This is a genomic window from Sphingobium xanthum, assembly GCF_019737615.1.
GTDB lineage: Bacteria > Pseudomonadota > Alphaproteobacteria > Sphingomonadales > Sphingomonadaceae > Sphingobium > Sphingobium xanthum.
On record NZ_JAHKKS010000007.1, the window covers coordinates 40,568 to 58,966 of the forward strand.

Below are 18,399 nucleotides of genomic sequence, written 5' to 3' on the forward strand. Positions count from 1 at the left end.
TATCGTTGCGCGGCGCGCTTTTTGTCGAGGGCTGTCGCGGGTTCTGCCGGCCTAGCGCCAGCGGTCGCCCAGCGTCTCGCGATTGCGGTCGATATTCCGGATGATGCCGATGCACAGCATGACGGTCAGCATCGAAGAGCCACCGTAGGACATGAAGGGCAAGGGGATGCCGACGACCGGTGCCATGCCCATCACCATCATGAGATTGATGGCGATGTATAGGAATATGGTCGTCGTGAGGCCGCCCGCCACGAGCCGGGCGAAGCGGTCGTCGGTCTGCTGGGCGACACGCATGCCCCAGCGCAGCAGCAGCATGAGTGCCACGATCAGCAGGGTGCCGCCAAGCATGCCCCATTCCTCCGCCATCGTGGCAAAGACGAAGTCGGTATGGCCCTCGGGCAGATAGTCGAGATGGCTTTGCGTGCCGTTGAGAAAGCCCTTGCCGAACAAGCCGCCCGATCCGATCGCGATCTTGGACTGGCTGATATGATAACCGGCGCCCAGCGGGTCGCTTTCCGGATCCATGAAGATCAGCACGCGCTTTTGCTGATATTCGTGCAGGAAGCTGAAAGCGACCGGGATGATCGCTGCCACGGCGAGACCGGAACCGACGAACAGGCGTAGCGGCAAGCCCGCGAGGAACATCACGGTCAGGCCACCAAAGCCGATCATGCTTGCCGTGCCGAGATCGGGCTGGATCAGCACGAGAACGGCCGGGAAACCGATGAGCACGCCCGCCGGCCAGATCGCGGTCATCGTGCGCGTCTGGGGGATCGGCAGGATCGAATAGAAACGAGCGACCGCGAGCACGATCGCGACCTTCATGAATTCGGACGGTTGGAACTGCATGAAGCCGAGATTGATCCAGCGCTGGCTGCCGCCGGCGACGCCGCCGATCAATTCGACCAGGATAAGCGCGATCAGCACGGCGCCGTAGATTGGCAAGGCGCTCATGCGGATCAGGCTGTGCGGCAGGCGGGAGATGACCTCGGCCATGACAAGAAACACGCTGAAGCGGAAGATCTGCATGCCGGCCCAGGGCATGATATGGCCGCCCGCCGCGCTGAAAAGCACGATCGAGCCGAAACAGGCGATGGCTCCCAGCAGCGCATAGAGTCCCCATGGCAGGCGCGCGATCACCTCCGGCACGGGGACGAGCCTGTTCATTGCACCTCCGGCGGTTGCTGAGGCGTCAGCGCCGGTGGGGAGGCAGAGCCTGCGGCTGGGTTTGCTGTGACGGGACTTGGCTCGCGCGGTATCTCGGTGGATTGAGCGTCTTCGCCCCGCGGTTCGCCGGCTTCAGCCGTATCGGCCGCGTGCTCTGACACCGCGCTATTGGCGGGTGTGCCCGCGTTCGTCGCGTTGTCCAATATGGGTTGCGCAATTGCGAGGCCCTTTGCGATCCGGAACTCGTTCAGCTGCCGCTCCAGCCGTTGTTGCGGCGTTCCGCCCCAGCCCTTCTCGAACTCATGCAGCTTCTCCATCGCCTTGGCGGGATCGTAGAGATAGGTCATGCAGTCCCCGGAAATCATGGGGGCGTCCTGGATGCGGTTCAAATGGCCGCCATGTTCGACGATCGTGAAGATGGCGTAGCGCGGATTGTCGTGCGGCGCGAAGCCCTGAAACAGGGCATGGTCGCGGAATCTGAAAGGCCGCCCCGCATTGCCGCGCCCGCTGCTCGAAAGCGCATTGACCTGAGCCGTGCCCGTCTTGCCGGCGATCATGACACCCGGGATGTCGAGCCGCGCCGCACGGCCCGTGCCGCCGCCGTTCACGACATCCTTCATGGCATTGCGGATGACAGTGAGATGATCGAGCGGAATGCCCATCGATGCGCCTTCGTGCCGCTTCCCATCGTGAATGAAGTGCGGCTTGAGGTCGCGTCCCGTCGCGAGGCGTGCGGCCATGACGCACATCTGGGTGGGGTTTACGAGCATGTAGCCCTGGCCGATCGTAGCGTTGACCGTGTCGTAGGTCTGCCAGTCCTGATCGTACTTCTTCTTCTTCCAGGCCGGATCGGGGACCGTTCCGTAACTCTGACTGGGGAAAGGCAAGTCGAATTTCTGACCCAGCCCCAATCGCCGCGCCATGGCGGCAATCACGTCCATGCCGATCTTTTGCGCGAAGTAATAGAAGTAGATGTTGCAGCTCTGCTCGATGGCACGGTGCATATTCACCGTACCGTGTCCGCCCCGGCGATGACAGTGAAACACGCGGTTGCCCACGCGCAGGCCGCCCGTGCAGACCACGGTTTCGGTCGGCGCGAGGCCGGCTTCCAGGAAGGAGAGGGCAATCATCGGCTTCACGGTCGATCCCGGCGGATAGAGACCGGCAAGTGTCTTGTTGCGGAGAGGAACGTGATCGTCCTCCGACAGCATCTGCCATTCGAGATGGGAGATGCCGCCCGAGAAGCTGTTGGGATCGAAGCTCGGCATGGAGGTCGAGCAAAGGATATCGCCGGTCTGGCAATCCATGATGACGACGGCACCGCTCTGCTCGCCGAGGCGGCGCCCCGCAAATTCCTGGAGGCCGGCATCGATGGTGAGGCGGACGGAGTGGCCGGGTGTGTCGGGCCGCGTGGCGAGATCGCGAACGATTTTGCCGCGTGCGGTCACCTCGACGCGGCGGGCACCGGGCTTCCCGGTGAGATTGTGGTCGAGAGACTTCTCAAGACCTTGCTTGCCGAGCTTGAAGCCGGGCGTGATGAGCAGCGGATCCTTTGTCTTCTGATAGTCTTCGGCTGAGGGTGCGCCGACATAGCCGATCAGATGTCCAACCGAAGGGCCGGCCGGATAGAAGCGCGAGAAACCCTGTGCCGGCGCGACGCCGGGAAACTCGGAGAGGCGGACTGACAGGGCGGCATATTGTTCATAGCTGAGATCATCGGCGACCTGTACAGGCTGGAAACCCGCAGCCTTGTCGAGATCTTCGTTAATGCGATCGACGACATTGGGATCGAGCTTGAGCAGGCTGGTCAGTTCGCCAAGGACACGTTCGCGGTTCTGAAACCGGTCCGGGATGATATCGACGCGAAAGTTGGTCCGGTTGGAGGCAAGCGGCAAGCCCCGGCGGTCCACGATCCAGCCCCGTCGGGGTGGGGTGATCGTCAGGTTGACCCGGTTGCTCTCCGAAAGCAGCTCATATTTCTCGTTCTCGGCAATGGCGATCCAGCCCATGCGGCTAATGAGCATGGCGCCAACGGCCGTCTGCGCGCCGCCCAAGAAGAAGGCGCGGCGCCCGAACGTGAATGACTGACTCGCCTCGGTGACGAGTTTCTTGCCGAACAAATTGAAACCAAAGGGGTTTACACCCAATATCTTCACGGCAATCGCCACCTGTCCAGAGCCGCGCAGAGCCGCACGGCGAGTGGGAACAAGCCGATGCTATAGGCAATCTGCGGCAGGATTTGAACGGCCGAACCGCCATAGCCTGCGAGACGCACAATCATCCACCCGCCACCGATTGCGAAGGCCAAAGCTGCTGCCGCCGTGAACCAGCCGTGCCAATAATCGCGCCAGAAGTGCCGCTGGCTCTCGAAATCGAGGCCAAGTAGGATGATCGTCCAGAGCAGCATGGCGCTGCCGACGGGCTGCCCGCTCATCAGATCGTCGAACAGGCCAAGCGGCAGACCCACCCAGAGCGGCCACATGTCCGGGCGGAGCAGGCGCCAGGCGATGAGCAGCATCAGGCCGAGCGGAGGCAGGAGCGGCGTCTGGGCAATGGCCGGAACGAGAGCGGCACTCATCGAGCCGAGCATGACCGTCACCACCGGCGTTCCGCGGATGTGCAGCAGGGTGCGCCGGCGACCGATGCGATTATCGTAGCGAGCGATCACGGCTCGCCCGCATTGGTCGGAGGCTCAGCGCCTGGCGTTCCCGCAGCAACTGCCTCGGCAGGTCGGAACGGCGTCTGCACGACGATCAGTTCGATGCGGGAAGGATTTGCAAGCGGGATCGCCACTGCGCGGTCGCCTTCGAGCCGCGCGACGATCGCGACCGGAATATTGGGCCGGTAGAGACCTCCAATTCCGGACGTGACGAGGACATCGCCCGGTTTGAACGGATTGCTTTCCGTATTGAGCGCGCGAATCTCGACCGTTCCGTCACCGCGGCCGGAGCTTATGCCCGGAATATTGTCACTCGTGCGGCGGACGGGCACGACATTGCCTTCATCGATCAGCAGCAGGACATCTGCGGTGTTCGGCCCGGCACGCAACACCCGGCCGACGAGGCCTTCAGGCGCCGAGACCGGCATGCCCGGCTGAACACCGCGCGACCGGCCGATGTCGAGGCGCGCCACGCGGGCGGAACTGCTGGCAGTCGATGAAATAAGATGGCCGGCGGACACGACGCCAGTGTCCGTCTCGGTCAGGCGCAACAGGCGCTTGAGGCGAATGTTTTCCTGACGAATTGCGTCCGCTTCGATCAGCTTCGTGCGATTGCCATCGACCTGGCGGCGGAGCGCTGCATTCTGGGAACCGGCATTGATATAGGCTGCAATCGCCTCGTCCAGATTGCCGATGCCGACCACGACCGCGCGCAGGCTGGCCGATACCGGTCGGGTCGCTTCGGCCGTGATCGAGCGCAGCGCGTTGAATCCCGTCGGGTCGGCGATCGAGATGACCAGCAGAAGCAACGCAACCAGTGCCCCGGCTATGGCAATCACATAGCTGGCGAACAGGCTATATTGCGCTTTCCGGTCGTAGCCGGGGCGCCTCTTGCTCGGTGGCGCCATGATGGCGAAGCCTCAGCTCAGGCGGTCTGGAGCACGCCGCGGAAGACCGGATCCTCCATCGCGCGCCCCGTGCCGATCGCGACGCAGGTCAGCGGGTCCTCGGCGACGGTAACAGGCAGACCGGTCTCGTCGCGAAGCTCCTCGTCCAGCCCCTTGAGCAAGGCGCCGCCGCCGGTGAGGACGATGCCCTGATCGACGATATCCGCAGCCAGCTCCGGCGCGGTGTTTTCGAGCGCGATGCGCACGCCCTCGACGATCGTGCCGATCGGCTCGGCCAGCGCGTCAGCGATCTGGCCCTGGTTGATCGCGATCTCCTTGGGCACGCCGTTCACGAGGTCGCGGCCCTTGATGTGGATTGTCGCGCCGACGCCATCGGCGGGCTTCTGCGCGATGCCGTATTCCTTCTTGATGCGCTCGGCCGTCGCTTCGCCGATCAAGAGGTTATGGTGGCGACGGACATAGGAGACGATCGCTTCGTCCATCTTGTCGCCGCCAACGCGCACGCTGGTCGTGTAGGCAAGACCGCGCAGCGAAAGCACAGCGACTTCGGTCGTGCCGCCGCCGATGTCGACCACCATAGAGCCGATCGGCTCAGTGACGGGCATGTCGGCACCGATCGCGGCGGCCATCGGCTCCTCGATCAGGAACACCTGAGAGGCGCCTGCATTGCTGGCGGCATCGCGGATGGCGCGGCGCTCGACGCTGGTCGAACCCGAGGGCACGCAGATCACGATCTCGGGGAAGCGCAGGAAGCGGCGATGGCCATGCACCTTGCTGATGAACCATTTGATCATCTGCTCGGCAATGTCGATGTCGGCGATGACGCCATCGCGCAGGGGACGGATCGCCTCGATGCTGTCGGGCGTCTTGCCCATCATCAGCTTGGCGTCGTCGCCGACGGCCTTGACGCGCTTCACGCCGTTGATGGTCTCGACGGCCACGACCGACGGCTCATTGAGGACGATGCCGCGACCGCGCACATAGACGACTGTATTCGCCGTGCCGAGATCGATCGCCATGTCGTGGGAGGTGAACTTGAACAACTTGGTGAAGAACGACATTGAGTGTCCTGTTCGTGCCCGATGCGCCGCGTGCGACGCACTTTCAGATCCTCTGGGATTGACGCGCGACCCGACCCACCCATTTCGCGACCATGAATGGCTTTCGCTCGCGTAGGACGCTCGCTTGGTCTAGTCGCAATCCAATGTCAATACGCCGCCTCCCAGAGACTCTCGTTAATCGAATCGCTGCCGGTGAAGTGGTCGAACGACCGGCCAGCGCCCTTAAGGAACTGATCGAGAATGCGCTCGATGCAGGCGCGCGTTCGATCGCCGTCACGCTTCGTCAGGGCGGTCTTGAGGGGATCGCTGTCACCGACGACGGGCATGGCATTGCCCGGGATGAAATCGCTCTCGCGCTGGAACGTCACGCGACATCCAAACTGCCGGATGAGGCGATCGAGCAGGTCAGGACGCTCGGTTTTCGCGGCGAGGCGCTGCCCTCGATCGGGAGTGTCGCGCGGCTTACCCTGGCCAGCCGTCAGGCAGGCGGCGATGGCTGGAGACTCGTGTGTGACAACGGCGTCATCGGCCCGATCGAGCCAGCTGCCATGCCGCCCGGCACCCGGGTCGAGGTCGATGGGCTGTTCGAGCGCATCCCGGCGCGGCGCAAGTTCCTGCGCAGCCCGCGATCCGAATATGCCGCCTGTCTCGACATCGTACGCCGGCTCGCCATGGCGAGACAGGACGTCGCCTTCGTCTTCGAGCATGACGGGCGCCGGGTGCTGTCGCTGCCGGGCGGGCAGGAGCGGGAGGACCGTGTCGCGCAGCTCATCGACCGGGAACTGGCGGACAATCACGTCATCATCGCGCTGGAGCGGGAAGGGGTGTCGCTGGCGGGCGTCGCGTCGCTACCGACCTTCCATCGTGGGAGCGCGGACCATCAATATCTGTTCGTCAATGGACGCCCGGTGCGCGACCGGTTGCTGGTCGGCGCAGTGCGCGGGGCTTATGCCGACTTCATCGCGCGGGATCGGCATCCGGTGATGGCGCTGTTTCTTTCGGTGCCTGTCGAGGAAGTGGATGTGAACGTCCATCCGGCCAAGACGGAAGTGCGCTTCCGCGATCCGGCCTTCATGCGCGGCATGATCGTGAGCGGATTGCGGCGCGCGCTGGACGAAGCAGGGATGCGCGTTGCCAATCGGGCCGATGCGAGTTCGACCGAACTCTGGCAGCGGGAGGCAATTCCCGCGTTCGAAGCGGCCTCACCACAACCTGACTGGCCGGCGCGCTCAGCGGGCGGAGCCTATGGAGGGGTACCGTTGTTCGGCGATCGGCAGGCGCGTTTCTCGGGCTTTGCTCCGTCGGGCCGGGCAGAACCGGCTCCTGTGCATGTCGCCGCGGAGCCGCGCGAGTTTCCGCTCGGCATTGCCAGGGGGCAGGTGGCGCGCACCTATATCGTCGCCGAGGCGGACGATGGCCTCATCCTGGTCGATCAGCACGCCGCGCACGAGCGGCTGGTGCTGGAGCGGATGCGCAGGGCGCTGGCGGATGGCGCCGTGGCGCGGCAGGCGCTGCTCCTGCCCGAGGTGGTCGAACTGGACGAGCCGGCCTGCGACCGGATCGAAGGGCGGATCGTGGAACTGGCCGAGCTTGGTCTGGAGATCGAGCGGTTCGGGCCGTCCGCCATGCTGGTGCGGGCTGCACCGGCGATGCTGGGACTCAGCGATGTGACAGGACTCGTCCGCGATCTCGCCGACGATCTGGCCGCGCTGGGCGACGCGACCTCGCTCAAGGGGAGGCTCGATCTCGTTGCGGCGACCATGGCCTGCCATGGATCGGTGCGGGCGGGGCGGGTTCTGTCCGTGACCGAGATGAATGCGCTGCTTCGGGAGATGGAGGTCACGCCGCATTCGGGGCAGTGCAATCATGGGCGGCCGACTTGGATTAAGCTTGCTCATGGGGATATCGAGAAGCTGTTCGGGCGGCATTGACGCCGATTGGCTCTGAGTTCGCACGGATAGGGCGGATTCGTTGCGACAGTCGCGCGCGTAAGCTTCTGAACTTACGTGGTTCTATCGCCTAAATTCGCAAACTTCGTGCATATCGCGCATGGTGAGACGAGATGGGGCGCCACCTCGGCCTGGCAGAATGGCGTGTTTTCAATAGGTTAACGGATCAAAGAACGTGCAGGCTTCTTGGCCGGCTTGTGAAGGCTGGCATGAATTTGCGGTTGTAGGACAGAGTCGATCACTCTCCGTCACCCCAGCGAATGCTGGGATGACGATGAAGGGGAGGCTTGGGTCTGCCCCTAAGCCTGCGGGCGCCGCTTGCGCATCGCCGTCGAGACGAGGCTCAGCACTTCTTCGCCATGCTGGTTGGTCAGGCTGGTGCGGAACTTCACGATGCCCATTTCCGGGCGTGAGCGGCTCGCGATCTTCTCGATGAGTTCGCTCTTGCCGTGCAGCGTATCTTCCGGGAAGACGGGTTTGCGCCAGCGCAGTTCGTCGATCCCCATCGCGCCAAGCGAGCCTTCCTGCCAGCCCGGCGTCGCCTGCCAGTGGCGGACCATGGCGCCCATCATCATCGAGCAGGTGTGCCAGCCGCTGGCGGCGAGCTTGCCGAAATGGGTCAGCGCCGCCGCCTCGTCCGACAGATGGAAAGGCTGCGGATCATAGCGCTCGGCAAAGGCGAGCACTTCCTCGCGGTCCACGGAAATCGGCCCGAATTGATCGATGAAGCCGACGTTGAGATCGTCCCAATAATAGTCCATGCTAGCGCCGTAGCTTATCAAGCGATCGTAAGCGAGGCCTGACCGCGCGGGACGGTGGCGGTCGCACGACGGGAAATGGCACCGCCGGGTACAGAGACCTTGTCCATCACCATGAAGTGCGTTTTCCACGCCTCGGGCGTCACTTCGCAGACGGTGTAGCCGCGCTGATCGTTCACGAACTTGAGCTGGGCGTTGTTGGCGAGAATCTTATCGCTGCCGGCGCGGACATCCTGCCCGTCGCCGCCGCTGGAGATCGAGGTGCTGACGAACTCCGCCGCTACCGGCTTGTCCTTGTCATACAGCAGACCCGCGAAATTCTGATGCTCGTCACCGGTGAGGGCGACAACATTGTCGATCTTGCCGAGGCGGCTCATCAGGCGCGTGCGTGGCGCGTCATAGCTTGCCCAGCTGTCGATATTGAGGATTTTCTCCGGCTGATCGTCGCGCGTGCGGCGGTCGAGCGGCATCATCATGATCTGCTGGGCGAGGCAGGTCCAGGTTGCATCCTTGCGGCCGAGGCTGGCGTCGAGCCAGGCTTCCTGCGCTTGCCCGAGCACGGCGGCCTTGGGATCGGCGACGCCGGGGCAGAAGGGCTTGAAGCCATCGTCGCAGGGCTGGTCCGACCGGAAGCTGCGCGTATCGAGCAGGTTCATGGCCATGAGATTGCCATAGGTCAGGCGGCGATTGACGGCGATGAGGCCATTGCGCGGGAACATGGCGGCGCGGACCGGCATATGCTCGTACCAGGCCTGCATGGCCGCCTGACGGCGCAGCGCGAAGACCTCCGCCGGGACGTCGCGACGCTGCGAGATGTCCTGCACCCAGTTATTCTCGATCTCGTGATCGTCGAACGTCGACAGGAAAGCGTGGCGCGAGCGCGCGGCCTGCAGGTCGAGATCGAGCAGGTGCTGGGCATAATGAGCGCGATAGTCATCGAGCGAGAAGACTTCGCGCAGGCGATGTTCGCGCGGCTTGGTCACCGGCAGGTTCTGCTCGAACAGATAGTTCGGGCTATATTCGTACATGAAGTCGCCATAGTGGAAGACGAAGGCGAGATCCTCGCGCGCGAGATGGCGATAGGCCGTGTAGTAGCCGGACTCGAAGTTCTGGCAGCCGCAGACGCCGAACTTCAGGCTCGATGCGGCCGTGCCAGGGCGGAGCAGGGTGCGGGCACGGCCATAGAGCGAGCGCTCCGAGCCAATCTGGAAGCGGTACCAATAAGGCCGGTCCGGCTCGAGGCCCGAGACATCGACATGGATGCTATGTCCCAGCTCCGGCCGTGCCAGCGCCTCGCCCCTGGCGACGATGGTTGCGAAGCGATCGTCGCTCGAAACTTCCCAGGCGACCGGCAAGGTCGACATCGGCATGCCGCCATGCTGCTCGTATGGCTCGGGCGCGAGCTTGGTCCAGATGACGAAGCCGTCCGGCGCCGGATCGCCCGATGCGACGCCGAGCGAAAATGGCGTGTCGCGGAACCAGCTTTGCGCGCGGAGAATGGCAGGAGCGCCGATGGCGCCGATGGCGCCGAGCGCCGTCGCGCCGGCCGAACGGATCAGGGTGCGTCGTGTGAACATCGACCGGTTCCTAGAAGGAGAGTGTGACGGTCCGGTGGCATGATTTGGAGGGGGCTGTCTACTGACGGCCCGAAAATCGATCAGATCTGTCTTTCTTCCTTGCCAGCTCTGGAGGCCGGCGACAGCCGCGTGACTGCCTCGATCACATGAACTCAGCTATGCAGGAAGTGCATGACGTCGCCATCGTGCACGACATAGGACTTGCCTTCCGCGCGCAGCTTCCCGGCCTCGCGCGCCTTGGCTTCGCCGCCGAGCGTCACATAGTCGTCGAAAGCGATGGTCTCGGCGCGGATGAAGCCCTTCTGGAAATCCGAATGGATCTCGCCCGCTGCTTCCGGGGCAGCCGCGCCCTTGTGGACGGTCCAGGCACGGGCTTCCTTGGGACCGACGGTGAAGAAAGTGATGAGGTTGAGCAGGTCGTAGCCCGCGCGGATGATGCGGGCGAGGCCGGCTTCCTGCAGCCCGAGCGCCTCGAGGAATTCGGTGCGCTCGTCAGGCGCCATGGTAACGATGTCCGCCTCGATCGCGGCGGAGACGATGACGGCCTGCGCGCCTTCGGCCTTAGCCTTTTCGAACACGCGGGCGCTGAATGCATTGCCTTCAGCGGCGCTCTCTTCCTCGACATTGCAGACGTAGAGGACCGGCTTGGAAGTGAGTAGCTGCGCCTGCGCGAAGATGCGTGCTTCCTCGATATCGTTAATCGCGGTGAGGCGGGCGGGCTTGCCCTCGCGCAGCAGATCGAGCGCCTTGCCGAGCACGGTCGCCGCGATCTTCGCCTCCTTGTCGCCGCCTGTCGCCTTCTTCTGGAAGGCGGGGACGCGCTTTTCGAGGCTTTCGAGATCGGACAGCATCAGCTCGGTCTCGACCGTCTCTGCGTCGGCGATCGGATCGACGCGGTTATCGACATGCTGGATGTCGTCATTCTCGAAGCAGCGCAGGACATGGACGACGGCATCCACCTCGCGGATGTTGCCGAGGAACTGGTTGCCGAGGCCTTCGCCCTTGGACGCGCCACGCACCAGGCCGGCAATGTCCACGAAAGCGAGCTGGGTCGGGATGATCTTCTGGCTGCCGGCGATCGCGGCGAGCTTGTCCAGCCGCGTGTCCGGCACGGCGACCTGGCCGACATTGGGCTCGATCGTGCAGAAGGGATAATTGGCGGCCTGCGCGGCCTGCGTCTCGGTCAACGCATTGAAGAGAGTCGACTTGCCGACATTGGGCAGGCCGACGATGCCGCATTTGAAACCCATGGCGTGATGCTCGTGTCCTGAGGATCGGGAAAGTGGCGCAGATAGTCGCTTGATCGGTTTTGCGCCAGTCCGTTTGGGCGAGTTGCGGGATGCCACGCAAAATGAATGAGCCGCCGCGCCGGGGGAGAGGCACGGCGGCTCTTATCGGCCGCTCCGGGACAAGGGACCCCGTGGAGCGGCAGCAGATGGATATCGACGTCAGTTGCCGACGGGCTGAGAGTCCGTGCGGGTCACCACGATCGTCGAGGAGCGGGGCTGCTGGCCCGCGACGGGCCAGTTGCCGGTTGGGTGCTGGATGTTCACGAAGAAGGTCCGCAGGTCCGGCGTATAGGCCAGCCCTGTGATCTCGCAGCCGACCGGACCGACCAGGAAGCGCTTGGACTGCTTGGTCGTCTGGTCGACATAGAACATCGCGTTGTTGCCGAACGTCTGATCGATGCTCCGGCCCGAGACGCCCGAATTGCCCGGGACACTATGGTCGGTCTGCACCCAGAGGCGGCCCTGCGGATCGATGCGGATGCCGTCCGGGCTCGAGAAGGTGTCGCCATTGATGTTGCCAACCAGATTGGTGCCGCCCGAGGAGAGCGAGGGATCGCCCGCCTGCAGGAAGATCTCCCATGTGAAGCCGGTCGCAAGCGGGCTGTCGCCGCTTTCGCGGAGCTTGAGGATGTGACCGTGCAGGTTGGTCGTGCGCGGATTGGCGGCGTCCGTGGTGCGGCGGCCGCTGTTGTTGGTGAGCGTGACGAAGATCGCCTGATTGTTCGGCGCGACCGTGATCCACTCGGGCCGATCCATGACCGTACCGCCCGCGACGCGCGCGGCCGACTTGCAGTTGATCAGCACGTCGCCCTGATTCGCGAAATTGACGATGGTGGGGGTGGGCGGCGTGACGCTTTGCGAGACGTTGCCGGGATCGGATGCGCCCATGACGAGGCCGTTCTTGCCCTGGGTCAGTTCGCGCCACTCGCCCGTGCCGTTGGCGTTGAACTTCGCCACGTAGAGCGTGCCGTAATCGAGCAGATCGATGTTCGCGGCGCGGTTGGTGTTGCTCCAGGCGCGGTCGGGGACGAACTTGTAGACGCAGCCCGGCGTGCCATCGTCACCCATGTAGAAGGCAGTGCGACGGTTGCTGTCGCTCATATAGGCGACATTCTCGTGATCGAAGCGGCCGAGCGCCGTGCGCTTGGTCGGTTGCGCCAACTCCTGATACGGGTCGATCTCGACCACCCAGCCATAGCCGACGGCGGGCTGCGTGGGGTCGAGATAATTGTCGGTCGACTCTTCGCACGTAAGATAGGTGCCCCAGGGCGTGCGGCCGCTCGCGCAATTGTTGAGCATGCCCTTGATCGTGCCCGGCAGGAAGCCTGCAGCCGGACCGCCGGCGCGATAGGTCGAATTGCCGGTGTAGCGCTTGTTGTACTTGGAGTCGGGCTTGATCGCCCACTTTGTCCCGTCGTTCGCGACCTCGATCACCGCGATGCCGACGGCCGAAAGCGCGATGGCCTTCTGGTCGGCGGTCGCGGTCGCGGCGTTGTAGGCTCCGCTCATCAGGATGTTGAAGTCCGGGAACTCGAAATTGATCGCGAGCAGGCCGCCATTGTTCGGATTGGTGCCGGAAAGCTCGAAATATTCCATGCCGTCGTGATTGCCGCCGGCCCATTTCTCGGCCTGAGCCGGAGTAGGGAAGCTGCCGGCATAGCCGGTGACGCCGCTCTCGACCGCGTCGCCCGCCTTGAACATGACGTCGACCTTGTAGCCGGCGGGAACGGTGACCGTGTCGTTCTGGTTGGCAGCAACCGAGGTGAAATTGACGGCATAGCTGACTGACGGCGTCGGCGTGGCGGTCGGCGTGGGAGTCGGGGTCGGCGTGCCACCGATGGGGCCGCCGCCGCCATTGTCATCGTCGCATGCAGCCAGCATGCCCGCGACCGGAAGGATCGAGAGACCGAAAAGGCCGTTCTTGAGAATCGAGCGGCGCGATGGATTGGCGGCCACGATCGCCTCAAGGCTGTTCGCTTCGGCGACATCATTGGCGTGCGCATCGGCGCGATAGGGCGCACGCGCCTCGTCGGTCAGAAATGACATGAAAATTCCCCTATTCTCTCGGGCTGGTGATGGGGAGATTGATGTTCTCCCTGGCAACGCCCTGATTGCAGGCGATTATGTCGGTGCCATTGCCGAACGGCGTCAGTGTCGTGAAGATTGTGCGACATTGGCGTGACTAAGGAGGGCGGGATTGATGTCCGGCGCTTCGGAACCTTGCGCGCAGCGGGTGGTGGGATAGAATCCCCCGGATGACGTGGTCCCTCGCTCGTCCGGTCGCCAGCTTCGGTCTGATCCTGCTGCCGCTGCTCGCCGGCTGCGCATCGACCAGATATCGCCCCGTCAGCGACACGCCGGTGCGGATCGGCAAGCCCTATCAGGCTCGCGGCGTGACCTATGTGCCCGCTGACGAGGCCCGCTACGATCGGGTCGGCTATGCGAGCTGGTATGGCGACGAATCCGGCCACATGACGGCCAATGGCGAGCGGTTTCGCGATGGCGCGATTGCCGCTGCCCACACGACCCTGCCGCTGCCGAGCTATGTCGAGGTGACGTCGCTCGATACGGGCCGGACGATCCTCGTGCGGATCAATGATCGCGGGCCATTCGTGGCCGGGCGGATCATCGATCTGTCGCGCGCGGCGGCCGAACAGCTCGGCATACGTCGGTCGGGCGTGGCGGCTGTGCGGGTGCGGCGCGTGAGCCCGAGTGAGCAGGAGAAGGCGCGGCTGCGCGCAGGCAAGGAGGCCGAACCACGAGTGCCGGTATCGGCCGCGACGCTGGGAGAACTACGCGCGCGCCTGGGCGCGGGACGCTGACCGGGGCAATGTTCGGCCCAAAAAAAGTGGCCCGCGCGGTGGGAGTCGGCGGGCCAGTTGGGAAGGACAAGGGAGAGTGTTTCCTTCATCCATGAAGGTGCCACAGCATAGTTAACAAATGGTTTACGGCCATTGGTCAGATTTGATTGGGCATTGGCCCCGATGACGAGCGCCGGGAGCGGAGCACCCCACCTGGCTTGCGCTCCCGGGGGTCGTCATTCACCGGAATTGGCGGCCCCCATATTGGCGGCCGTGCAAGCGCCGACGCGGTCCCAAGCGGCGTGGGCAAATTGCAAACGAACTACATGTCCGCATTTGGCGAGGCCGTTCCCGCCCGCCGAATGAAGGAAGTTTGGGTGGTCAGCTGCCCGTCCGCTTTCGGGCAGCACATTGTGAAGCCGTCATTATTGTCTCGAAGCCATGGTGGCATCTTTCGACCAACTCGAGCCGTTCCACGTCCCGCGCCGCAACGGCTGCTTTCGCCGAAAACCGTCATTAGCAGAGGCAGTGGCGATTGCGGTCACTGCGCAGAAGTGAGGCGGCTCGATCCCGCTTCACAACGCTGCCTCTCGTTCCCCTGCTGGCAATGCTTACCCGACGCAGTGCCCAGGGCGAGCCGCCTCGTAGCTGTCATAGATCGCGAAGACCTGTTGGTTGCCCATCATGACGAACACGAGGCTCAGCATCATGAAAGCGAGCGGTTTCATGATGTGTGCCCAGTCGCCGCGCTCCGCAATGTCGGCCCATCGTGGAGGACGCTGGCCCGCCTCGCCGGCTGGGACCGGCGCGCGGTCAGCAAACCGTGGCAGAAGGGTGGCCCAAAGCAAGAGCCAGAGCAGGAACATGACTACTTGCGCGGCGTGAGCATGGTTCTCGTTGACCCCCAGCCCGTAGAATTTGCAGGCCGAGGCCAACGCGGCGAAGCTGCGCTGCGCCCCGATCACTGAGACTTCCTGGAATACCGGTGCCAGCGCGGCGATGAAGACTGCCAAGATCGTGAACTGGAAGGCCTGTCGATTGTCGTCGACCCAGTCGAAGAGAATACCGACCCTGCGCCGCCAGCCGTCGGAGAAAATGATTGCCGGCAGAGACAGGAGGCCGGTCAAGTTCAGCACGAGGGCGACCAGAGAGTCGAGCGACGGGTCGTCGTATACCATCCGGTAGAACATCCAGATGACGCACAGGGCGAGGAAGACTACCATGGAAAATGCGAATGCCAGCCCTAGTGCTCGGAGCATCTGCCAGATATCCCGCCACCTAATCGTCGTGTTCGCGATGGAGCCTGCCGGCTGGTCTTCCTTCCCCTCGTAGGCCATCCTTGTAGCCACGGTGGCTGCTACGATCGCACCCAGCCCGTGCCGACGGACTAGCGGATAGAGCATGAGCGATGCCCCGAAGAGGAACCCGATCGAGTGTACCTGCTTGCCAAATAGCAAGTAGGAGATGAGCTCGAGCGAGAAGTAGAATATTAGCCAGGGCTCGAGTAGCCTGAGTGAGATCATGCACCAGTTCGTGTCGATCCCGGCGGCATCGATCCACGTCTTCCCGTTGTGACTGCTGACAGTGACACGGTTCCGGTTCGTGTAGCCCATCCGGTGACACCACGAGCACACGCCGAAGCAGATCGCGGCCACGACCACGAACACGATCACTGCGAAGCCGGAGATACTTATGAGCGACGGCATCAGGCCCAGGTTCTTTGCCAGCAGCGCGAGCGCGAGCATGTCGACCGCCACGAGCGCGGCCTCTGCATTCGCCCGGAAGAACGCCTGGAGATCGGCCTCCGAAACTTTGTTGAAGGTCGCGAAGCGCGCGACGGTCATAGCGATCCTGTACACGGTGCGCGCGAGCAGTGGCAGGCCGTCGGGGTCGGCGTCGCCGGGCGTGTCGACGATCTTGGTGCTGTAGGTCCACCAGATGATTGCGAGGCCAAGCACCCCGGCAGCTACAGCCGTGTGATCCTGCAGGAAGCCGGCGACTTCGGCCATGACCTCCGGGAACGCGTAGATCGCGAACGCCTCTTTGAGCCATCCTCCCAAGATTTTCAGGAAGGCGAAATAGCCGGCGAGGCCTTCGAGCAAGCCCGAGATGAGAAGGGCGTAAACGCCGAGCAGTCCCGCGTGCCAGGCGCCGTTGAGCAGTGACCAGCGGACCATTTCCTGCCTTCCCCTGATGGCGGAGGACTTGGCGATCGTCAGGCCTGCAACGTCGAATGAGACGATGACGGCGATGGCAAGAAAGCCAATGAGAGAGAAAAGGAAGACGGTAGCAGTCAGCGCGAAGTTAGCCACGACACCCCCCGGGTCAATGGATACAGTCCGAAACTAGCGATTGTTTCTAGTTTCGGAAGAGCCTCTCTCGAGCGGCAAATGTGCTCAGCCGTCGAACGAACTTAGCCAAGGGGACAGTTCTTTTGTTCATCCACATGAACCATCGCAGTCTGCAGGCTTTCTAAAATCCATTCGCTTCTTAGCTTCAGAGGCGGTCGAACTCCAAGAATCCAACGTTTGCTTGGTTCGACAGCCAGCTAAGACCAGACAGTCTGCAAACGGCCAGCGTCAGTCGATCAACGTAGCACCCGTGCAGGCTGGAGCGTCTGCTCTCGCTGGAAGCCGCCCTTCAAGTGGCGCCCTGGGAACGACGGGTTTGTCCCAAAAGCTCTCTAAACCGCCTTTGCCCCGGAGGTGAATGGCCGACCGGTTTCAGGAAAACGGCGCTCTGCTCCGAAGGGCGACTATGTCGTCGTGTCCGGACAGGCAGCTTTTGGCACGTGAACCGCAAATAGCGGCCACCCAAATTTGCTTACGCTGGCTATTCCGTGAGGCGTAGCGCGACTTCGTTCATGAAGCGGACGTCGTCGCCCCTGGCGAGCCATTCCGCTTCCCGCGAAAGAGCGCCCAGCAAATCGGCCAGCGGATCAAGCTCGCTCTTGGCATAATTGCCCAGCACATGGCCGGTCACACGGTCCTTGTGGCCGGGATGGCCGATGCCGATGCGGATGCGACGGAAGGCATTGCCCATATGCGCCTCGGTCGAGCGCAGGCCGTTATGCCCGGCCGTGCCGCCGCCGCGTTTCACCTTGACCTTCATCGGCGCGAGATCGAGCTCGTCATGGAAGGTCGTTACGTCCTCGACGCCGAGCTTGTAGAAATCGGCGGCGGCGCGGATCGAGCGGCCGCTGTCGTTCATGAAGGTCTGGGGCTTGAGGAGCAGGATCTTCTCGGGGCCGATGCGGCCTTCGCTCAGCAGGCCCTGGAACTTCTTCTGCCAGGGCGAGAAGCCATGATCCCCGGCAATAACATCGAGCGCCATGAAGCCGACATTGTGGCGATGGAGCGCATATTGCGTGCCGGGATTGCCGAGGCCGACCCAGAGTTGCACGCGCTAGTCCTCCTAGTAAGTTTCAAAACGAAGCGGCCCGGAGCGTCCATGAAAACGCCCCGGGCCGATAGTCCATAGCAGGAAAAGCCGGATTACTCCGCGCCGTCTTCCTCACCCTTGGTCGTGTCGCCTTCGCTCGACTTGAGCGCCGACGGCGCCACGATCGTCGCGATGGTGGCATCAGCTTCGTGAATGCCGGACTCGACACCCTTGGGCAGCTTGATGTTGCTCATGTGGATCGTCTCGCCGACTTCGAGGCCGGAGAGGTCGATGGCGATCTCGTCGGGAATCTCGGCCGCGTCGCAGATCAGGTCCAGCTCGTGACGAACGATGTTGAGCACGCCGCCGCGCTTCAGGCCCGGCGAGGCTTCCTCGTTCTTGAAGTGGACGGGCACATTCACATGCACCTTGGCATGCTCGGACACGCGCAGGAAATCGGCGTGGAGCGGGCGCTCGGTGACGGGGTGGAACGCGACATCCTTGGCGAGCGTGCGGACGGACTTGCCGCCGACTTCGACCATGATGACCGAGTTGAAGAAGTGGCCGGTGCCCAGCAGCTTGGCGAGGAGCTTTTCCTCGACATGGACGGTCTGCGGCTCTTCATTGTTACCATAAATGACGGCAGGTACGCGGCCCTCACGGCGGAGAGCGCGGGAGGCTCCCTTGCCAGCCCGATCGCGTGCCTCAGCCGACAGCGTAAGCGTATCGCTCATAGCGTGTCTCCAGAAGCTTGATTGTGTTCATATCCGCCACGCCTCCAGGGATGACCATGACGGAAGGCGGCGCGCTTAGCGGCAAATCCGTGGAAATGCAAGACTTGCCTGCTTC

General features: G+C 63.4%; 14 protein-coding genes. 2 read left to right on the forward strand and 12 right to left on the reverse strand.

Annotation, left to right across the window (positions count from 1 at the left end; all coding sequences use genetic code 11):
• Window positions 1-51: 51 nt before the first annotated feature.
• The 5 genes from rodA to KM135_RS12410 are packed head-to-tail and all read right to left on the reverse strand — an operon-like array spanning window position 52 to window position 5,795.
• On the reverse strand, window positions 52-1,167 hold the full coding sequence (gene rodA, locus KM135_RS12390; protein ID WP_221714337.1) for a rod shape-determining protein RodA: 1,116 nt from the start codon (window positions 1,165-1,167) through the stop codon (window positions 52-54).
• A complete protein-coding gene (mrdA, locus tag KM135_RS12395; RefSeq protein ID WP_425517035.1) occupies window positions 1,164-3,335 on the reverse strand; it encodes a penicillin-binding protein 2 in 2,172 nt (723 codons plus the stop codon). Before mrdA ends, rodA begins: the two co-directional genes overlap by 4 nt.
• Window positions 3,320-3,835, reverse strand: coding sequence for a rod shape-determining protein MreD (locus KM135_RS12400; protein WP_343228186.1), 516 nt, complete (start codon window positions 3,833-3,835; stop codon window positions 3,320-3,322). The genes mrdA and KM135_RS12400 overlap by 16 nt, the downstream gene beginning before the upstream one ends.
• Window positions 3,832-4,734, reverse strand: a complete 903-nt coding sequence (gene mreC / locus KM135_RS12405; protein WP_221714338.1) for a rod shape-determining protein MreC — start codon at window positions 4,732-4,734, stop codon at window positions 3,832-3,834. Before mreC ends, KM135_RS12400 begins: the two co-directional genes overlap by 4 nt.
• A gap of 17 nt (window positions 4,735-4,751) precedes the next feature.
• Entirely contained in the window at window positions 4,752-5,795 is a 1,044-nt protein-coding gene (locus KM135_RS12410; protein WP_221714339.1) for a rod shape-determining protein, read from the reverse strand.
• 143 nt (window positions 5,796-5,938) lie between these two features.
• Here KM135_RS12410 and mutL point away from each other — a divergent pair, with 143 nt between their 5' ends.
• Window positions 5,939-7,726, forward strand: coding sequence for a DNA mismatch repair endonuclease MutL (gene mutL, locus KM135_RS12415; protein ID WP_221714340.1), 1,788 nt, complete (start codon window positions 5,939-5,941; stop codon window positions 7,724-7,726).
• Between the two features lie 317 nt (window positions 7,727-8,043).
• On the opposite strand, the gene KM135_RS12420 is transcribed toward mutL, so the two are convergent.
• The 4 genes from KM135_RS12420 to KM135_RS12435 form a co-directional block, all read right to left on the reverse strand.
• Complete coding sequence (locus KM135_RS12420; RefSeq protein ID WP_221714341.1) at window positions 8,044-8,505, reverse strand: MaoC family dehydratase; 462 nt, start codon at window positions 8,503-8,505, stop codon at window positions 8,044-8,046.
• A gap of 17 nt (window positions 8,506-8,522) precedes the next feature.
• Window positions 8,523-10,079, reverse strand: a complete 1,557-nt coding sequence (locus KM135_RS12425) for an alkaline phosphatase D family protein (protein WP_221714342.1) — start codon at window positions 10,077-10,079, stop codon at window positions 8,523-8,525.
• Window positions 10,080-10,231: 152 nt separating this feature from the next.
• Window positions 10,232-11,329 carry a redox-regulated ATPase YchF gene (gene ychF, locus KM135_RS12430; protein WP_221714343.1) on the reverse strand — a complete coding sequence of 366 codons (1,098 nt, stop codon included), beginning with the start codon at window positions 11,327-11,329 and terminating at the stop codon, window positions 10,232-10,234.
• A 198-nt stretch (window positions 11,330-11,527) separates the two neighbouring features.
• A complete protein-coding gene (locus KM135_RS12435; RefSeq protein WP_221714344.1) occupies window positions 11,528-13,414 on the reverse strand; it encodes a PhoX family protein in 1,887 nt (628 codons plus the stop codon).
• A 209-nt stretch (window positions 13,415-13,623) separates the two neighbouring features.
• On the opposite strand from KM135_RS12435, the gene KM135_RS12440 reads away from it, so the two are divergent.
• Window positions 13,624-14,190, forward strand: a complete 567-nt coding sequence (locus KM135_RS12440) for a septal ring lytic transglycosylase RlpA family protein (RefSeq protein ID WP_221714345.1) — start codon at window positions 13,624-13,626, stop codon at window positions 14,188-14,190.
• 590 nt (window positions 14,191-14,780) lie between these two features.
• On the opposite strand, the gene KM135_RS12445 is transcribed toward KM135_RS12440, so the two are convergent.
• The 3 genes from KM135_RS12445 to KM135_RS12455 all read right to left on the reverse strand — a co-directional run bounded on the left by KM135_RS12445 (window position 14,781) and on the right by KM135_RS12455 (window position 18,284).
• On the reverse strand, window positions 14,781-16,481 hold the full coding sequence (locus tag KM135_RS12445; protein ID WP_221714346.1) for a hypothetical protein: 1,701 nt from the start codon (window positions 16,479-16,481) through the stop codon (window positions 14,781-14,783).
• A gap of 520 nt (window positions 16,482-17,001) precedes the next feature.
• The gene (pth, locus tag KM135_RS12450) at window positions 17,002-17,571 is read right to left on the reverse strand and encodes an aminoacyl-tRNA hydrolase (RefSeq protein WP_221714347.1); all 570 of its coding nucleotides are present in this window, start codon (window positions 17,569-17,571) and stop codon (window positions 17,002-17,004) included.
• A 92-nt stretch (window positions 17,572-17,663) separates the two neighbouring features.
• Window positions 17,664-18,284, reverse strand: a complete 621-nt coding sequence (locus KM135_RS12455) for a 50S ribosomal protein L25/general stress protein Ctc (protein WP_221714348.1) — start codon at window positions 18,282-18,284, stop codon at window positions 17,664-17,666.
• Between the last annotated feature and the right edge of the window lie 115 nt (window positions 18,285-18,399).

What these genes read in the sequence shown, in the direction of transcription:
- KM135_RS12455 (WP_221714348.1), bottom strand. Translation starts at nt 18,284, where the DNA reads ATGAGCGATACGCTTACGCTGTCGGCTGAGGCACGCGATCGGGCTGGC.
- KM135_RS12410 (WP_221714339.1), bottom strand. Translation starts at nt 5,795, where the DNA reads ATGTCGTTCTTCACCAAGTTGTTCAAGTTCACCTCCCACGACATGGCG.
- mreC (WP_221714338.1), bottom strand. Translation starts at nt 4,734, where the DNA reads ATGGCGCCACCGAGCAAGAGGCGCCCCGGCTACGACCGGAAAGCGCAA.
- ychF (WP_221714343.1), bottom strand. Translation starts at nt 11,329, where the DNA reads ATGGGTTTCAAATGCGGCATCGTCGGCCTGCCCAATGTCGGCAAGTCG.
- rodA (WP_221714337.1), bottom strand. Translation starts at nt 1,167, where the DNA reads ATGAACAGGCTCGTCCCCGTGCCGGAGGTGATCGCGCGCCTGCCATGG.
- KM135_RS12435 (WP_221714344.1), bottom strand. Translation starts at nt 13,414, where the DNA reads ATGTCATTTCTGACCGACGAGGCGCGTGCGCCCTATCGCGCCGATGCG.
- KM135_RS12425 (WP_221714342.1), bottom strand. Translation starts at nt 10,079, where the DNA reads ATGTTCACACGACGCACCCTGATCCGTTCGGCCGGCGCGACGGCGCTC.
- KM135_RS12420 (WP_221714341.1), bottom strand. Translation starts at nt 8,505, where the DNA reads ATGGACTATTATTGGGACGATCTCAACGTCGGCTTCATCGATCAATTC.
- KM135_RS12440 (WP_221714345.1), top strand. Translation starts at nt 13,624, where the DNA reads ATGACGTGGTCCCTCGCTCGTCCGGTCGCCAGCTTCGGTCTGATCCTG.
- mutL (WP_221714340.1), top strand. Translation starts at nt 5,939, where the DNA reads ATGTCAATACGCCGCCTCCCAGAGACTCTCGTTAATCGAATCGCTGCC.